General features: G+C 72.4%; 10 protein-coding genes. 2 read left to right on the forward strand and 8 right to left on the reverse strand.

Annotation, left to right across the window (positions count from 1 at the left end):
- Positions 1-9 precede the first annotated feature (9 nt).
- From AMK16_RS07180 to nrdR, 3 genes are all read right to left on the reverse strand, one after another.
- Positions 10-747: an arylamine N-acetyltransferase family protein gene (locus AMK16_RS07180; protein ID WP_242438623.1), complete on the reverse strand. Its 738-nt coding sequence runs from the start codon at positions 745-747 to the stop codon at positions 10-12.
- 418 nt (positions 748-1,165) lie between these two features.
- Positions 1,166-4,051 (reverse strand): vitamin B12-dependent ribonucleotide reductase, encoded by a 2,886-nt coding sequence (locus AMK16_RS07185; RefSeq protein ID WP_073910715.1) that lies wholly within the window; start codon positions 4,049-4,051, stop codon positions 1,166-1,168.
- Positions 4,052-4,219: 168 nt separating this feature from the next.
- The gene (gene nrdR, locus AMK16_RS07190; RefSeq protein ID WP_073909884.1) at positions 4,220-4,726 is read right to left on the reverse strand and encodes a transcriptional regulator NrdR; all 507 of its coding nucleotides are present in this window, start codon (positions 4,724-4,726) and stop codon (positions 4,220-4,222) included.
- 469 nt (positions 4,727-5,195) lie between these two features.
- Between nrdR and lexA the strand changes: the two genes are divergently transcribed.
- Entirely contained in the window at positions 5,196-5,987 is a 792-nt protein-coding gene (gene lexA, locus AMK16_RS07195; protein ID WP_073909886.1) for a transcriptional repressor LexA, read from the forward strand.
- 99 nt (positions 5,988-6,086) lie between these two features.
- Here lexA and AMK16_RS07200 read toward each other — a convergent pair whose 3' ends face one another.
- From AMK16_RS07200 to AMK16_RS07220, 5 genes are all read right to left on the reverse strand, one after another.
- Positions 6,087-8,057: an ATP-dependent DNA helicase gene (locus AMK16_RS07200; protein ID WP_073909888.1), complete on the reverse strand. Its 1,971-nt coding sequence runs from the start codon at positions 8,055-8,057 to the stop codon at positions 6,087-6,089.
- 52 nt (positions 8,058-8,109) lie between these two features.
- The gene (locus AMK16_RS07205; RefSeq protein ID WP_073909890.1) at positions 8,110-10,011 is read right to left on the reverse strand and encodes an IucA/IucC family protein; all 1,902 of its coding nucleotides are present in this window, start codon (positions 10,009-10,011) and stop codon (positions 8,110-8,112) included.
- 98 nt (positions 10,012-10,109) lie between these two features.
- Positions 10,110-10,808, reverse strand: a complete 699-nt coding sequence (locus AMK16_RS07210; RefSeq protein WP_079191355.1) for a GNAT family N-acetyltransferase — start codon at positions 10,806-10,808, stop codon at positions 10,110-10,112.
- Between the two features lie 30 nt (positions 10,809-10,838).
- Complete coding sequence (locus tag AMK16_RS07215) at positions 10,839-12,815, reverse strand: IucA/IucC family protein (RefSeq protein WP_242438657.1); 1,977 nt, start codon at positions 12,813-12,815, stop codon at positions 10,839-10,841.
- Positions 12,816-13,699: 884 nt separating this feature from the next.
- Positions 13,700-15,100, reverse strand: a complete 1,401-nt coding sequence (locus tag AMK16_RS07220; RefSeq protein WP_079191357.1) for a diaminobutyrate--2-oxoglutarate transaminase family protein — start codon at positions 15,098-15,100, stop codon at positions 13,700-13,702.
- A 629-nt stretch (positions 15,101-15,729) separates the two neighbouring features.
- On the opposite strand from AMK16_RS07220, the gene AMK16_RS07225 reads away from it, so the two are divergent.
- Positions 15,730-16,899: a trypsin-like serine peptidase gene (locus AMK16_RS07225; protein ID WP_073909893.1), complete on the forward strand. Its 1,170-nt coding sequence runs from the start codon at positions 15,730-15,732 to the stop codon at positions 16,897-16,899.
- Positions 16,900-16,910 lie beyond the last annotated feature (11 nt).

Here is a 16,910-nt window from a genome sequence, read left to right on the forward strand (position 1 = left end):
GGGCGCGGGTCAGTCCCCGGCGCGGTGGATCCGTACCAGTTCCGCCGCATCCCGATCGGGCAGCCGAAGCCCGAACTCCCCGTCGAGCACCTCCAACAGCTCACGGGGCCCGACGAGCTGCCGATCGACCCGCCCGTCCGGGTGGAGCCGGCTGAGCTCGCGCCCGACCAGCGTCCGGCGGACGTCCTCGCCCGGGTGCTGGACGATGACGCGCCCGATGAAGGCCGAGCGGGGGTGCGTGGAGCTGTAGTGGTTGAGCAGGACGTAGTCGACCGGGTGGTAGCGCTGCGGGGAGAACGCGTACAGGTCCCGCCAGGTTCCCCCGCGGAGCAGGCACAGGACGAGGACGCCGTCCTCCTCCTCACGGACGCGGTATGTCCACTCCCCCTGCCGCACCTCCGGGCCGGGCCGGGCCAGCGGGACCGGTTCGCGAGTTCCCTGGTAGCCGAACCCGGCGTCGCACAGCCACGGTTGTCCCTCCACCGTGACGACCAGGACGGCATGGGTGACCGGTGTCAGGACGTCCCCCCGGGTGCGGTTGCGGGCGCCGCGCCCCGAGACCTCGAAACCGAGCCGTTCCAGGGCGGCGGCCAGCAGCGAGTTCTGCTCGTAGCAGTAGCCGCCGCGGCCGGCGTGCACGAGCTTGTCCTCGAGCGCGTGGACGTCCAGCGCGACGGGGCGGCCGAACAGGACGTCCAGGCTCTCGAAGGTGATCGCACCGGTGTGGGCCCGGTGTACCGCGAACAACGTCTTCAGATCCGGCCGGAGTTCCCGGCCGCGCGCACCGCCCCTGCCGCTTGCGCCGGGAGCACCCGGACCGCTTGCGCCGGGACCGTCTGGCCGCTCCATCGCGTCCGGCCCGCCCGGTCCGGACTCGCCCGGTCCAGGCCCGCCCAGTCCGATCCGCTCCAGGTACGCACCGAGATCCAGCTCGTCACCGCTCCACATGGCTCCCCCGTCTCCCACCACGACAGGCCGGCGCGCCACCCGCTCCGGCCCCCACCATGATCGGCCCGGCCGTCCTGTGCTCCAACCGGCTTTCCGCCGTCTCCCCGTCCGGGCGCCGCGTCCTTGGATCACCGCATGCCCCTGCACGACGACGAAGCGGGGACCGGCATGACGCCGGTCCCCGCTCCCTCGGCTACTCAGCCGCCGTGCTCAGCCGTCAGCTGCAGCCGCTGGTGGAGCCGCAGCCCTCGCAGATGTAGCAGGAGCCGGCGCGCTGCATCTTCGTACCGCAGGAGAAGCAGAGCGGGGCGTCGGCGGAGACGCCGAGCTGCATCTCGACCAGTTCGGCGCTGCTGTGCGCCGTCTTCGGAGCCGGAATCGGAGCGGCGACCGGCTTGGGGGCCGACGGCACCGCGGCCAGCGGGGCCGACTGGGCCAGGGACTCGGTGTCCAGCTCCTCCTCGAGGGGCTCGTAGGAGCCGGTCTCCAGGTGGCGCTGGCGCTCGTCGGCGGTGTGGATGCCGAGGGCCGAGCGGGTCTCGAAGGGCAGGAAGTCGAGCGCCAGGCGACGGAAGATGTAGTCGACGATCGACTGCGCCATCCGCACGTCCGGGTCGTCCGTCATTCCGGCCGGCTCGAAGCGCATGTTCGTGAACTTCGAGACGTAGGTCTCCAGCGGAACGCCGTACTGCAGACCCACCGAGACGGCGATCGAGAAGGCGTCCATCATGCCCGCGAGGGTCGAGCCCTGCTTGGACATCTTCAGGAAGACCTCGCCCAGACCGTCGTCCGGGTAGGAGTTCGCCGTCATGTAGCCCTCGGCTCCACCGACCGTGAAGGAGGTGGTGATCCCCGGGCGGCCCTTGGGGAGGCGCTTGCGGACCGGGCGGTACTCGATGACCTTCTCGACGGCGGCGCGGATGGTCTCCTCCGTCTTGGCGGTGACCTCGGCCTTCTCCTCCTCCTTCTTCTTGGCGGAGAGGGGCTGGCCGACCTTGCAGTTGTCGCGGTAGATCGCGAGCGCCTTGACGCCCATCTTCCACGCCTCGAAGTAGATCTCCTCGATCTCCTCGACGGTCGCCGTCTCCGGCATGTTGACCGTCTTCGAGATCGCGCCGGAGATCCAGGGCTGGATCGCGGCCATCATGCGGACGTGGCCCATCGCGGAGATGGAGCGCTCGCCCATGGCGCAGTCGAACACCGAATAGTGCTCGGTCTTCAGGCCCGGGGCGTCGACCACGACGCCGTGCTCGGCGATGTGGGAGACGATCGCCTCGATCTGCTCCTCCAGGTAGCCCAGGCGGCGCAGGGCCTGCGGGACGGTGCCGTTGACGATCTGCATCGAGCCGCCGCCGACGAGCTTCTTGAACTTGACCAGGGCCAGGTCCGGCTCGACACCGGTGGTGTCGCAGGACATCGCGAGACCGATGGTGCCGGTCGGCGCCAGGACGGAGGCCTGGGAGTTGCGGAAGCCGTTCTTCTCGCCGAGGCGCAGGACGTCCTGCCAGGCCTCGGTGGCCGCGGCCCAGATCGTGCTGTCCAGGTCCTCGGTGCGCGGCGCGACGGCGTTGGCGTCGGCGTGCTGCTTCATGACGCGCTTGTGCGACTCGGCGTTGCGGGCGTAGCCGTCGTAGGGGCCGACGATGGCGGCCAGCTCGGCGGAGCGCTTGTAGGCCGTACCGGTCATCAGCGAGGTGATCGAGGCGGCGAGGGTGCGGCCGCCGTCCGAGTCGTACGCGTGGCCGGTGGCCATCAGCAGGGCGCCGAGGTTGGCGTAGCCGATGCCCAGCTGGCGGAAGGCGCGGGTGTTGTCGCCGATCTTCTGCGTCGGGAAGTCCGCGAAGCAGATGGAGATGTCCATCGCGGTGATGACGAGCTCGACGACCTTGGAGAAGCGCTCGGCGTCGAAGGACTGGTTGCCCTTGCCGTCGTCGTCGAGGAACTTCATCAGGTTCAGCGAGGCGAGGTTGCAGGACGTGTTGTCCAGGTGCATGTACTCGCTGCACGGGTTCGACGCGGTGATCCGGCCGGACTCGGGGCAGGTGTGCCAGTTGTTGATCACACCGTCGTACTGGATGCCCGGGTCGGCGCAGGCCCACGCGGCCTCGGCGAGCTTGCGGAAGAGCGCCTTGGCGTCGATCTTCTCGATGACCTCGCCGGTCATGCGGGCACGCAGGCCGAACTCGGCGCCGTTCTCGACGGCCGTCATGAACTCGTCGTTCACACGGACGGAGTTGTTGGCGTTCTGGTACTGGACGGACGTGATGTCGTCGCCGCCCAGGTCCATGTCGAAGCCCGCGTCGCGCAGGGCGCGGATCTTCTCCTCTTCCTTCACCTTGGTCTCGATGAAGGCCTCGACGTCCGGGTGGTCCACGTCCAGGACGACCATCTTGGCCGCGCGGCGGGTGGCGCCGCCCGACTTGATCGTTCCAGCGGACGCGTCGGCGCCGCGCATGAAGGAGACGGGGCCGGAGGCGTTGCCGCCGGAGGAGAGGAGCTCCTTGGAGGAGCGGATGCGGGAGAGGTTCAGGCCGGCGCCGGAGCCGCCCTTGAAGATCATGCCCTCTTCCTTGTACCAGTCGAGGATCGACTCCATGGAGTCGTCGACGGCCAGGATGAAGCAGGCGGAGACCTGCTGCGGCTGGGGGGTGCCGACGTTGAACCACACCGGGGAGTTGAAGCTGAAGATCTGGTGCAGGAGGGCGTAGGTCAGCTCGTGCTCGAAGATCTCCGCGTCGGCGGGCGACGCGAAGTAGTCGTAGTCCTCTCCGGCCTTCGTGTAGGTCTTCACGATCCGGTCGATGAGCTGCTTGAGGCCGGTCTCGCGCTGCACGGTGCCCACCGCGCCGCGGAAGTACTTGCTGGTGACGATGTTGACCGCGTTCACCGACCAGAAGTCGGGGAACTCGACGCCACGCTGCTCGAAGTTGACCGAGCCGTCGCGCCAGTTGGTCATGACGACGTCACGGCGCTCCCAGCTCACCTCGTCGTAGGGGTGCACGCCGGGGGTGGTGTGGATGCGCTCGATCCGCAGGCCGCCCTTGGCGGCCTTGGTCCCCTTGGCGCGGGAACCACGTGCCGAGCTGCTCGCCGTCTCTGTCATGCCGCCTCCCATATGCGGGCAAAAACGCCCTAAAGTGCCATCGCTATTCCGCGGCACGGTGCTGTGTGTCTGTTTCTACGTCTCGTCGCCCCCGACTGCCGCCGGGAGGCGCCCCCGGTCCGACCGGCCGCGTCGCGGTGCGTGAGCACCGCGCCACGGGCCGTCCGGTCAGCCGGCGGCGGAGGCGGGCACGGGGACCGGACCGGTTCCCCGGGGCTCGCACTCATGAGGCCGCTGCTCGCGCAGTTCCGCGATGGCGGCCTCGAAGTCTTCAAGGGTGTCGAACGCTTTGTACACGGACGCGAAGCGCAGGTACGCGACCAGGTCGAGCTCCTGCAAGGGGCCGAGTATGGCCAGTCCCACGTCATGGGTGGTCAGCTCGGCGCTCCCGGTGGCGCGCACCGCCTCTTCGACCCGCTGGCCGAGCTTGGCGAGGGCGTCCTCGGTGACCGGCCGTCCCTGGCACGCCTTGCGCACGCCGGAGATGACCTTGGTGCGACTGAAGGGTTCGGTCACCCCGCTGCGCTTGACCACCATCAGCGAGGCCGTCTCCACCGTCGTGAAGCGACGGGAGCAGTCGGGGCACTGACGGCGCCGGCGGATCGACGTGCCGTCGTCCGTGGTGCGGCTGTCGACGACCCGGCTGTCGGGGTGCCTGCAGAAGGGGCAGTGCATGGTTCCCTCACCCTCCTTCTCGGCACGACTGAATCACCTCACAGGGCTCCTCAAGGACAGAAACAGGCTCTGTCCGGGACCTCGTGAAGCAGCCACCAGCATATGCGATGCCGGGGACCTCGGCGGACCGGGGACCACAACTTCTGGGTGGCAGCGCTCATCCAACCACTAGATCTTGGGTTGCGGTGGATTCACCGAGCTCCGCGTGTCGCAGCGTCCGACAGCCGGATACGGGGGTCTGCGGTGCCACACTGGGGCCGGACCCGGAAGGTGGCGACCCGACCGGGAAGGGTACCGTAAGCACCGCGCGCCGAGCCGAACCCGCGTTCGGTCGGCCGATCGTCTATACACCGCACGCTGAGCCCGGACGGGGCGATCTGCGATTTTTCACTCGAACGTGTGTTTGGCGCAACCTTTCGAAAGCTACTACCGTTGTCCAGCTAGGGAGAACATTTCGAGAGGGGCCGACGTGACCACCACCGCAGACAGTGCCACCATCACTGCCCAGAACCGCTCCCAGAGCCGACTTGAGCCGGTGCATGCCATGAACGACGCACACGTGAACCCGGAGGCGGAGCCCGTACGCCCCGCCCGCTCGCTGCCGGGTCGACCTCCAGGCATCCGCGCCGACAGCTCCGGGCTCACGGACCGGCAGCGGAGGGTCATCGAGGTGATTCGCGATTCGGTCCAGCGGCGCGGCTACCCGCCGTCGATGCGCGAGATCGGTCAGGCGGTCGGCCTGTCCAGCACCTCGTCGGTCGCGCACCAGCTGATGGCCCTGGAGCGGAAGGGCTTCCTGCGCCGCGACCCGCACCGCCCCCGCGCCTATGAGGTGCGCGGCTCCGACCAGCCCAGCTCGCAGCCCACGGACACCACCGGCAAGCCCGCCGCGTCCTACGTCCCCCTCGTCGGCCGGATCGCGGCCGGCGGCCCGATCCTCGCCGAGGAGTCGGTGGAGGACGTGTTCCCCCTCCCCCGCCAGCTCGTCGGCGACGGCGAGCTGTTCGTCCTCAAGGTCGTCGGCGACTCGATGATCGAAGCCGCCATCTGCGACGGCGACTGGGTCACCGTCCGTCGCCAGCCCGTCGCGGAGAACGGCGACATCGTCGCAGCGATGCTCGACGGCGAGGCCACCGTGAAGCGGTTCAAGCGGGAGGACGGCCACGTCTGGCTGCTCCCGCACAACGCCGCCTACCAGCCGATCCCCGGTGACGAGGCGACCATCCTCGGCAAGGTCGTCGCGGTACTGCGGAGGGTCTGACCCGGCCCCCGCCACCCTGATCCAGCCCCGGGACCCACTGCGCCGGTCCCGGGGCTGTTCTGTGCGCGCGACCTGGTACTTCCCGTCGTGCGCGGCCCGCTACTTGCCGTCGGCCTGGGCGGTCGCGTCGATGGCCGCCAGGGAGCGCCGGGCCTGGTTGCGGTCCGTGGTGTACCAGAAGTCTGGCAGCGTGGCCCGCAGGAAGCTGCCGTACCGCGCCGTGGCCAGCCGGGGGTCCAGGACCGCGACGACGCCCCGGTCACCCGTGGCCCGTACGAGACGGCCCGCGCCCTGGGCCATCAGCAGGGCGGCGTGCGTGGCGGCGACGGCCATGAAGCCGTTTCCGCCGTGCTCCTCCACCGACTTCTGCCGGGCGCTCATCAGCGGGTCGTCGGGGCGCGGGAAGGGGATCCGGTCCATGACCACCAGCTGGCAGCTCGGCCCGGGTACGTCCACGCCCTGCCAGAGCGACAGCGTCCCGAACAGACAGGTCTTCGGGTCGGCCGCGAACGCCTTGATCAATTCTCCGAGCGTCTCCTCGCCCTGGAGCAGGATGGGCGTGTCGAGCCGGCCGCGCAGCTCCTCCGCCGCCGCCTTGGCGCCGCGCATGGAGGAGAACAGCCCGAGGGTGCGGCCGCCGGCCGCCTGGATCAGTTCCGCGAGCTCGTCCATCATGTCGCCGCGGGTGCCCTCCCGGCCGGGCGTGGCCAGGTGCTTGGCGACGTAGAGGATGCCCTGCTTGGGATAGTCGAAGGGCGAACCGACATCCAGGCCCTTCCAGAGCGGTACGTCCTCGCCCTCGACCCCCTCGGGGGACAGCCCCATGGAAGCCGCGACCCCGTTGAAGTCGCCGCCGAGCTTGAGGGTGGCCGAGGTCAGGACCACGGACCGGTCCTCGAAGAGCTTCTCGCGCAGCAGGCCCGACACCGACAGGGGGGCGACGCGCAGGGTGGCGCCGAACCGGTCGTGGCGCTCGTACCAGACGACGTCGTACTCGGAGCCGTTGGTGATCCGCTCCGCGACCCCGTGGACGCCCTCCACCGCGGCCAGGGCCTGCTTGCGGACGGCGTCCTCGTCCTGGACCGACTTGTCGCGGGTCGCGCCGATCGCCGAGATGACGTTGCGCGCCGCGTCCCGCAGGGCCGTCAGCGCGTAGCCGAGGTCTTCCGGGACGACCTCCAGGCGGCCGGGGAGCGCCAGCTCCATGACCCGCTCGAAGGACTCGGAGGCGGTCTGCAGCGCGTCGGCGGTCTTCTCGTCGACGAGCTTGGCGGCGCGCTTCACGGCCCGGTTCACCTGGCCGGGGGTGAGCTCGCCGGTGGCGACCCCGGTCACCCGGGAGACCAGTTCGTGGGCCTCGTCCACGATCAGGACCTCGTGCTGCGGCAGCACCGGGGCGCCTTCGATGGCGTCGATGGCGAGCAGCGCGTGGTTGGTGACGACGACATCCGCGAGCTTGGCGCGCTCCCGGGCTGCCTCGGCGAAGCACTCGGCGCCGTAGGCGCACTTCGTGGCGCCGAGGCACTCGCGGGAGGACACGGAGATCTGCGACCAGGCCTTGTCGGAGACGCCGGGGGTGAGGTCGTCGCGGTCGCCGGTCTCCGTCTCGTCCGCCCAGTCGCGCAGGCGCAGCAGGTCCTGGCCCAGTTTGCTGGTGGGGGCGGCCGCCTCGAACTGGTCGAAAAGTCCCTCCTCCTCGTCCTGCGGCGCACCCTCGTGCAGGCGGTGGAGGCACAGGTAGTTCGACCGGCCTTTGAGCATGGCGAACTGCGGGCGGCGGCGCAGCTGCGGGTGCAGTGCCTCCACCGTCCGGGGAAGGTCGCGCTCCACGAGCTGCCGCTGCAGGGCGAGGGTCGCCGTGGCGACGACGACGCGCTCGCCGTGGGCGAGGGCCGGCACCAGGTAGCCGAGGGACTTGCCGGTGCCGGTGCCGGCCTGGATGAGCCGGTGGGAGTTGTCGTCGATCGCTTCGGCGACGGCTTCGGCCATGGCCACCTGGCCGGGCCGCTCCGTGCCGCCGACGGCGGAGACGGCGGCGTGCAGCAGGTCGGGGAGGGAGGGCTTCGTCATAGCACTGCCAACCCTACGGGGCCCCGCTGACAGTCAGCGCACCGGCGAGCGTTCACGGCCGGTACAAGGGGTTGGGCACGGTGCCGTACCGGACGGCGTGCGGGCGGGTGGGGCGGTCGCGGTATCCGTCCTCGTAGAGCCGGTTCCGGTTCAGGCAGAGCCGCCCGATGCGCTCGCCGAGCAGCTCGAAGAGTTCGTAGCGGTCCTTGAGCTCCGGGAAGCGGGCCTGGTGGCGCAGGATCTCCGCCCGTACGAGCGACCAGAAGTCGTCTTCCGGTACGCCGAGGCGGTCCTCGCACACGGCCGAGAGGTAACGGAAGACGCCGACGAAGAGCCCGGAGTGGATGAACTGGGGCAGGAAGTCGGCGGGCTCGGACAGCAGGACCGCGCGGACCTCGTCGGGCAGTGCGTCCAGCTCGGGCAGCGGTTCGGCGCTGATGTTGACGTCGTCCACGAAGTCCTTGACGGCCAGCCGGACCGGGACGTCGTGCTCGTCGAAGATCACGATGGTGTTCTCGCCGTGCGGGGAGAAGACGGTGCCGTAGCGGTAGAGGAAGCGCAGGAGCGGCGGCAGCAGGGCGGTGAAGAGGCGCTGGAGCCAGACGGTGGGGGCGAGGCCGGAGCGGTCGACGAGCTCGGCGGTGAAGGAGCGGCCGCGCGGGTCGGTGTGGAGGAGGGAGGCGAGTGTGCGGGCGCGCTCGCCGGGTGCCAGGTGGCCGGCGAGGGGTTCGCGCCAGATCGCGCCGAGGAGCTCTTTGTACTGGTAGGGGACTTCGGGGAGCTCGTCGTAGACGGGATGGCGGACGGTGACGGAGGCGACCTCGCCGAGCAGGATGACCCCGCATTCGTCGCGGAGGAAGGGGTCGGCGTCGCGCACCGAATGGATCCAGGCGGTGACGGCGGGCGCGGCGCGGGTGAGGTCGCCGGGCAGGCCGCGCCAGACCATGGTGTTGAACACGCAGAGCGGGAGCTTGACGCTGTGCCGGTCGGGGCGGGTGAGGTTGAGGAAGGTGCGGATCGACTGCTGGGGCAGGCGTACGTCGGGGTCGGCGGGGAGCGGGACGAGGGCGCCGGAGGAGAGGGCGGGGGCGAAGAGGGGAAGGACCACCTCGTCCCACTGCCAGGGATGGACCGGCAGGTAGAGGTAGTGCCGTGGGTCCATGCCGCGGTCGCGCAGGGTCTGGTCGAAGGCGGCGCGGGTGGCGGGGTCGAGCTCGGCGGCGTAGAGGCGTGCGGGGTCCTCGAGGCCGGCGGTCCCGCGGTAGTCCGCGAGGGAGGTGTGGGCGGCGAGCCAGGGCAGCCGCTGGCGGGTGCGGGCCTCGGGGGCCCAGGCGGCGGTGTCGGAGGCGGAGAGACCGATGCGCCCCTTGTTGAGGACGAGCCAGGGGTGGCCGGTCTGGTGGCCTTCGAGGGCGGCGTAGTCGAGGTCGGCGAGGGCGTCGGCGCTCTGGGCGGTGTGGTCGATGCGGACGTCGGCGCAGAGGGTGGCGCTGAGCTCGCGGACCAGGTGGCCGAGGGTGGTGCCGTCGAGGCCGAGGAGGGTGCGGGCGCGGACGAGGAAGGCGTACGGGTCGCCGAAAGGAGCGGGTGGGCGGCTGGAGGGGGGCGGCGGGGTCAGGGTGATGGTGTCGGGGGCGATGTGCCAGCTGCCGTACGAGCGTCGGCGGGCCCGGAAGGCGAGGCTGCTGCCGTCGTCCAGGGCCAGGGTCCAGGCGTCACCGGGGGCGGACCGGGTGGAGAGGGGGGTGGGGGTGTGGGTGGGGATGTCGCTGGCGGGGGCGGGGGCGGGCCTGATGATCTCCTCGTAGGCGAACTCGGCGAGCATCTTGGCCAGCAGGCGGCGGGATGCCGACTCCCAGAGGGCTTGGGTGAGTTCGGGGGGTGTGCGGGGGTGCTGGGGTGACGGCGGCACGGGGGTCTGTGCGGAATCGGGGGCTGCGGGAAAATTCGGCACGGGACTCCTCGGAGATCGGGAACTTTGCTGTGGGCGCGCAGAGTTTTCGAAGGGAGAGGTGCGTAGCGGTCAGGTCGGCCGGGCGCGCGGAGCGGCAGTCAGAGGAGATTGCGCAGCGCCCGCTCCCGGATCATCAGGGCGGCGCGCTTCTCGGGGAGGTCGATTTCCGCCTGACAGCGGAAACCCGAGCTGAGGAAGGCCGATACGGAGGGGGTGTTGCGGATGTCCGGTTCCGCGACGACGCGTGTGCAGCGGGGGCGGTTGTCGAGTACGAGCCCGGCGACGGCGCGCAGCAGTGTGGTGCCCAGGCCCCGGCCTCGGTTCGTGCCGTCTCCGATGAGCAGGTGGATACCCGTGTCGTGGGGGCGCGCCGGGTAGTGGCGGGAGAGCGGGTCGAGATCGGCCCGGTACACCTCCCAGTAGCTCATCGGCGTGCCGTCCAGCAGGCCCAGGCAGGGAATGCTGCGGCCGTCTCCGTCGAGCTGGGCCCGCAGGTGGGCGGCGGTGACGGCGGCGGGACCGGCGAGCTCCCAGAAGGCCGCCACCGCGGGGTCGTTCATCCAGCGGGTGAGGATTTCCAGGTCGCGGTCCGGTCGTACGGGTTCGAGGCGGAAGATCCCGGCGGGGGTGCGGGTACTGCCCCAGGTGGCCGGGGAGTCAAGGAGTTCAGCCTCGGCGAGCAGGGGCAACAGCTGGGCCGGGAGCCGTAGTTCGACCGTGTCGCCCGGGGCGCGGGTGGTGCGGATGGTGCCGGTGGCGTGGGTGGCGGTGCCGGCGGGCGCGTCTGTGGTGGGCATGGGGCTCTTCCCCGCGTCGATGCCGACGCGTCAGTCGTGGAGGGGGTTGGTGAGGGTGACGTAGACGGACTGGGTGTCGACGGGTCCCACGAGTTCGTCGAGGCCTCCGAGGCGGGTGAGCAGGTTCGCCTTGCAGCGCAGGGTCGGCGAGTCGAGCAGCCGGGTGGGCAGCGGGCCGAGGTCCGCGTTCTTGCCGAGGAAACGGCGGAAGGCGGCGAGGAGCACGCGTTCGTCGGCGAGCCGCTGGGAGCCGAAGGCACCGATGAGGCCGAGCACGTTGTTGATGCCGAGGTAGTAGGCGAAGCGTTCGTCGGTGACGGCGTCGGAGACGAAGGTGTCGCTGAGGCTGCCGATGCCGGGGAGCCGGTGCTCCAGTTCCGCGCGGTGTGACTCTCGGAAGTAGTAGCCCTGGTTGTCGCGGTAGCGGCCGCCGACCGGCCAGCCGGCGGGGTCGAGGAGGACCAGGGTGTTCTGCTGGTGCGCTTCGAGGGCGATGCCGGCGAGGGCGTCGAAGGCGAGTACCGGCAGGACGACGTGGTCGAGGTAGCGCAGGAACCACTCGGCGGCGACGGCCGAGGTGGTGTGTCCGGTGGCGGCGGCGAGGCCGGTGACGATCTCGGCGAGCCGGGAGCTCATGGTGGTCCGGCCGGGCCACGGGCGGGGCGCGGTGAGCGCGGCGATGCAGACGGCGTCGTCGCCGGAGCGGAAGGGGTTGTGGCGCAGCAGGACGTCGAGGCCGGGGACGGGGGTGCCGTCCGGGGCATCGACGGCGACCCAGGCGGGGTCGCGGACGATGTCGAAGCCGGGGTGGGCGGCCTGCCACTGCTCGGCGAGGCCGGTGCGCAGCAGCCGGTGCACTTCGACGCCGCGGTGGAGTTCCTTGCGGAGGTTCTCGCGGCGGGAGTTGGTGATGCGCAGGCCGAGGGAGAGCTTGAGCATCGCGGGTGCGTCCGGGCGGTGGACGGTGCGGACGGAGGAGGTGGGGTACCAGGGGGCGCCGTAGGGGCCGAGGTCGTGCAGGAGCCCGGCGTCGCGGAGGACGGCGACGGCGGGACGTTCGAGCAGGTCACGGGCCTGCCAGGGGTGGAGGGGCAGGGGCGTGGTGCCGTCGGGGAGCGGAAGTCCGGGGGCGAGCCGGCCGAGCAGCCGGGCGGCCGGGACGGGGCGGCCGCGCTCGGTCCAGGCGGAGGCGGTGGCGAGGACGGAGGGGGCGATCGCGAACCAGTGCAGGGGGAAGGAGCCGTGGAGTTCGGGTGAGTAGCGGTGGCTCTCGGCTTCGGAGAGTCCTTCGCGGCTCTTGGGGTCCGGCTGGAGGGGGTGGCCGAGGAGGAGGGACTGTTCGGCGGTCAGGAAGCGGTCCGTGCCGATGGGGGCGGGGGCGGTGGGGCGGCTGCGCCGGTCGGCGATGAACTGCGCGGTGCGGCGGACCGAGTCGGCGACCCGTCCGACGAGGCCGGCGTTGCCGGGGCCTTCGACGGGGGCGCCGGGAGCGGTGGGGTGGCTGCCGGCGCCTTCTCGGGCGATCAGGGCGGCGAGGGTGACGGCGTCCACGGCGGGGGCGGTGGTGGGCGCGCCGGCCAGCCGGGCGGGGCCGAAGCGGTGCCAGCCCGTGAGGGACCAGTGCCGTACGGGGACGAGCAGGGCCGCGCCGGATACGGGGAGGGGGATGCGCAGCGGGGTTCCGGCCGGACCGTCGGGCCTGCGGAGCCCGGCTTCGCGCACCCAGCACCGCAGAAGGTTCTCCGCTGCGGCGGCGTCTGCGGCGACGGCCGGATCGGGGTGGTTCAGGAGGTCGGGCTGCGTGGCCCGCTCCGCTCCGGCGGACGCCGTCCAGGCCGGCCGGGGCCTCGGCGTGCCGTCCTTCTGCCGGGGCACGGTGGGGGCTGCCTCGGTACCGGCCGCGGGGGTGTGGTGTTCCGGCTGCGGTTGCTCCGGCGGGGCGGGGCGAGGTTCGGGGCCGGCCCCTAGATTGCCGCCGGCCGCCGGGGTCGGAGCGCCGTATGCCAGCTCCGTCCCCCCGAGGGGTAGGGGCGCCACGGGCTGCTCCGCCGGGGCGAGGCCGAACCGGAATTCGCCGCCGGCCGCCGGGGCGGGTGCGCCGTCAACCTGCCGGGATTCCCCGGAGGACAGGGGCGGCAGGGGGCCTGGCTGCGATTGCCCCGCGGAGGCGGGGCGAGGTTCGGGGCCGGGCCCGGGGCTGCCGCCGGCCGCGGGGTCGGGCACGCTGTCCGGTCGGTTGGCTCCCCTGCGGGGTAGGGGCGGCAAGGGGTTCGGGCCCCGTACCGCCTCCGCGGCGGGCAGCCCGGGAGGCGTCTCACCGACGTGCCGCTCGTCGGCCTCCGACCGTGGCTCTTGTGCATCGCATGCGGTGGCGGTGTCACGCTCACCCAGGCCCTGTTGGGCTCCCACGCCCTGCTCGGCACACCGCGCTCCCGGCCGGACGGCGTCGGGTTCGAGCCGGAACGAGACTTCGGGTAGGCCCGCGCCCGGGCCGGCCGACGAGGACGACCGCTGGGCCGGCCCGGCAGAACCCGGGGTGAGGGGAGCCTGCCACTCCAAGGCACCGGGCGTGCCTGGGCCCGGCCCGCCTGCGGGGGCGTGCCCACGCAACGGCGCCGGACCGGTGGTACCGGTGTCGGGGCGGTGTGCGGGGGCGGGGTCCCCGGCCCCGGGAACGGCCGCGGCCGCACAACGTGGAGCAGCGGAGGTCCCGGGGGCCGGCGTAACCGAACCGGGCGTGACCGAGGCCGGCGCACCTGAACCGGGCCTGCCCGAGGCCGGCGCACCCGAGGTTAGGGCGCCGTAGGCAGGGGCGCCGTGGACCGGGGTCGCGGGGAAAGGGGTGGGGGGTGTGGGGTGGGGATCGGGCATGGGGGGTCCTTGGGGTGCGGTCAGCGGGGGCGTCGGGCTGCGGCCGGGATGGCTTCGGCCAGGCGGTCCAGGACCGCGGCGGCCTGCTCGTCGGTGAGGATCAGCGGGGGGAGCAGGCGGACGACGGCGCTGTGGCGGCCGCCGAGTTCGACGATCAGGCCGCGGTCCAGGCACTCCTGTCGCACGGCCGCGGCCAGGGCGGGCGCGGCGGCGCCGGTGTCGGGGTCGACGAGTTCGACCCCGATCATCAGGCCGCGGCCCCGGACGTCCCCGATGCAGGGCTGGGCGGCGGCCAGGCCGCGCAGGGCCGTCAGCATCCGCTCCCCCAGCGCGGCCGCTCGCTCGGCGAGCCGGTTCTCGCGGACGAAGGCGAGCGTGGCGGTACCGGCGGCCATGGCCAGCTGGTTGCCGCGGAAGGTGCCCGCGTGCGCGCCGGGGCCCCACACGTCCAGGTCGGCGCGGTAGACGACCACCGCGAGCGGCAGGCTGCCTCCGATGGCCTTGGACAGCACCATCACGTCGGGCACCACCCCGGCGTGGTCGACGCCCCAGAACGCGCCGGTCCGGCCCACGCCCGTCTGTACCTCGTCCGCGATCAGCGGGATGCCACGGGTCGCGGTGAGCTCCCGCATCCGGCGCAGCCAGGCGTCCGGGGCGGGGAGGACTCCGCCCTCGCCCTGCACCGGTTCGACGATCATTCCGGCGGGGGCGGACACGCCGCTCTTGGGGTCGTCCAGCAGGTTCTCCGCCCAGCGGGCGCCGAGTTCGGCTCCCTCGGGGCCGCCGACGCCGAAGGGGCAGCGGAGGTCCTGGGGGAAGGGAAGCCGGGTCACCCGTACGTCGGGGGCTCCTCCCGAGGCGTCCAGGGCTCCGGCGGTCATGCCGTGGTAGGCCCCGGTGAAGGCGAGCAGTCCCGAGCGTCCGGTCGCGGTGCGGACCAGTCTGAGGGCGGCCTCGACGGCGTCCGTACCGGCGGGCCCGCAGAACTGGATGCGGGCGTCGGCGGCCAGGGCGGCCGGCAGGCAGGCGAACAGCTCCGTGGTGAAGGCGTCCTTGACCGGGGTGGCGAGGTCCAGCACGTGCAGCGGCGCTCCGGAGTCGAGGACTCCGCGGATGGCGTCCAGCACGACCGGGTGGTTGTGTCCGAGGGCCAGGGTCCCGGCCCCGGAGAGGCAGTCGAGGTAGCGGCGCCCGTCGGCCCCTTCGATGGTGAGCCCGCGGGCCCGCACCGGGACGATGGGCAGCGAGCGTGCGTAGGTCCGGGCGGCGGACTCCCGTTGCGCCTGCCGGCGCAGGATCAGGACGCCGTCCGGGGCTGCGCCAGCGCCCGGCCTCCCGGCCGCCCCGCCGGGCCCGGTATCCCGCGCCGCCGCTCCGGTCCGCTCCGGAGCGCTCCGGCCCGCCGGTCCCGGAGCTGTCATTCCGCCCCGGCCCGCCGCTCCCGGTCCCGTCGGCTCACCCGGCCCCGCCGCCTCGCCCCGGTCCACCACTCCCGACGGATCACCCCGGCCCGCCGCTCCCGCTCCCGGCCCCGGTCCCGCCAGCTCACCCGGCCCCGCCGCCTCGCCCTGGTCGGCCGCTCCCGACGGATCGGCTCGGCCCGCCGATGCCGCCCGATCGCCGTGTTCCGCCGGGCACGCCAGTCCTGGTGCGTCGTCAACTCCGCCGTCCCTGGCGGGGCCTGGTCGGCTCCCCCGGGGTGGCACCAGCGACGCGGTCTCCGCGACGGCAGGGTCGGCGTCAACGGCCGCGGCTGCATCGGCCGCGGCCCCGGCCGGCTTGGTCAGTGCCACGAGTGTCGGTCCTCCCGCACGGATTGCCCTTCCGGATTGCGCCTCGAACATCAACGCTGCTCCCCCGTCCCCCGTACGTACCAACGACGGTGACGGCGACGGATCACGGGCGGGTCCAAGATCCTTGTCCCCGGGGGCGCCGGCACCGGGGGAACGAGGTTCGGGGAACCGCGCCCCCGGCCTGTGCCGTCCCCAACCTCGGCGGCATAGTGGGGTGCTGCACTCCACGCCTCGACACCACCAGGGGGACGAAAGACATGCGACCGAACCGACCGGTCACCGCGGCCCTGTGCGCGGCCGCTCTCGCGCTGAGCGCCGCCGCCTGCGGCCCCGGCGACGCGGAGGCCGGCGGCGACGCCAAGCCGACCGTGTCGGCGAGCCTCCCGGGCACGGACGGGATCAAGATCCCGGACCAGCTCAGGGACAAGCTCAAAGAGCACGGCATAGACGTGGAGAAGTGGAAGGGGGGTGCGTGGAAGAACTGGAAGAAGGAGGACTGGCTCCGCGAGGCGGGCGACTACATCAACCCGGTCATCGAGGGCCTGTGGGACTCCGACCGCATGCGTGACGCGGAGCAGCCGCAGCAGCCGGCCGTCGACCCGGACGCGGGCAAGGACCAGGGCGTCACCGACCCGACCCCGGTGCCCGTGAGCGCGAAGGCGGCGAGCGCGCCCTACCACCAGAGCGTCCCCCAGGCCGGCAAGGTCTTCTTCGACGGGCCCGAGGGCTCGATGGTCTGCTCGGCGACCGTGGTCAAGGACCCGGCGCACCCCGGCAAGTCCAACCTGGTGTGGACGGCGGGCCACTGCGTGCACGCCGGCAAGTCCGGCGGCTGGTACCGCAACATCGCCTTCGTCCCCTCCTACAACAACGCGGCCAAGGCGGCGGCGCAGCTCAAGGGCGCGCCCCGCGAGCAGGTGGCCCCGTACGGCGTCTGGTGGAGCGACTGGGCGCAGACCTCCGACCAGTGGATCGCGACCGGCGGTCCGACCGGTGGCGCGGGCGCCCCGTACGACTTCGCGGTGCTGCACGTGACGCCCGAGAAGGGTGGCGGCAAGTCCCTGGAGGAGACGGTCGGTTCGGCGCTCCCGGTGGACTTCAACGCTCCCGCGGTGGCGAAGGTGTCGGGTCTCACGGCCACCGGCTACCCGGCTGCGGCTCCGTTCGACGGGCAGAAGGCGTACCAGTGCACGGACAAGCCGGGCCGGCTGTCGCTGACGGCGGCAGCGCCGGTGATGTACCGCATCGGCTGCAACATGACCGGCGGCTCCTCCGGCGGCGGCTGGGTCGCGGCGGGCTCGGACGGCAAGCCGGCGCTGGTGTCGAACACCTCGATCGGCCCGGCCAAGGCGGGTTGGCTGGCCGGACCTCGGCTGGGCCCCGAGGCGAAGGGCATCTTCGACGCCGTGAGCGGGAAGTTCAAGTAGATCGTCAAGCA

This window comes from Streptomyces sp. CB00455 (genome assembly GCF_001905445.1).
In the GTDB taxonomy this organism is placed as follows: Bacteria; Actinomycetota; Actinomycetes; order Streptomycetales; family Streptomycetaceae; genus Streptomyces.

Excerpts from the sequence above, each read along its gene's own strand:
- AMK16_RS07185 (WP_073910715.1), bottom strand. The coding sequence starts at position 4,051 with ATGACAGAGACGGCGAGCAGCTCGGCACGTGGTTCCCGCGCCAAGGGG.
- nrdR (WP_073909884.1), bottom strand. The coding sequence starts at position 4,726 with ATGCACTGCCCCTTCTGCAGGCACCCCGACAGCCGGGTCGTCGACAGC.
- AMK16_RS07200 (WP_073909888.1), bottom strand. The coding sequence starts at position 8,057 with ATGACGAAGCCCTCCCTCCCCGACCTGCTGCACGCCGCCGTCTCCGCC.
- AMK16_RS07210 (WP_079191355.1), bottom strand. The coding sequence starts at position 10,808 with ATGCCCACCACAGACGCGCCCGCCGGCACCGCCACCCACGCCACCGGC.
- AMK16_RS07220 (WP_079191357.1), bottom strand. The coding sequence starts at position 15,100 with ATGACAGCTCCGGGACCGGCGGGCCGGAGCGCTCCGGAGCGGACCGGA.
- AMK16_RS07225 (WP_073909893.1), top strand. The coding sequence starts at position 15,730 with ATGCGACCGAACCGACCGGTCACCGCGGCCCTGTGCGCGGCCGCTCTC.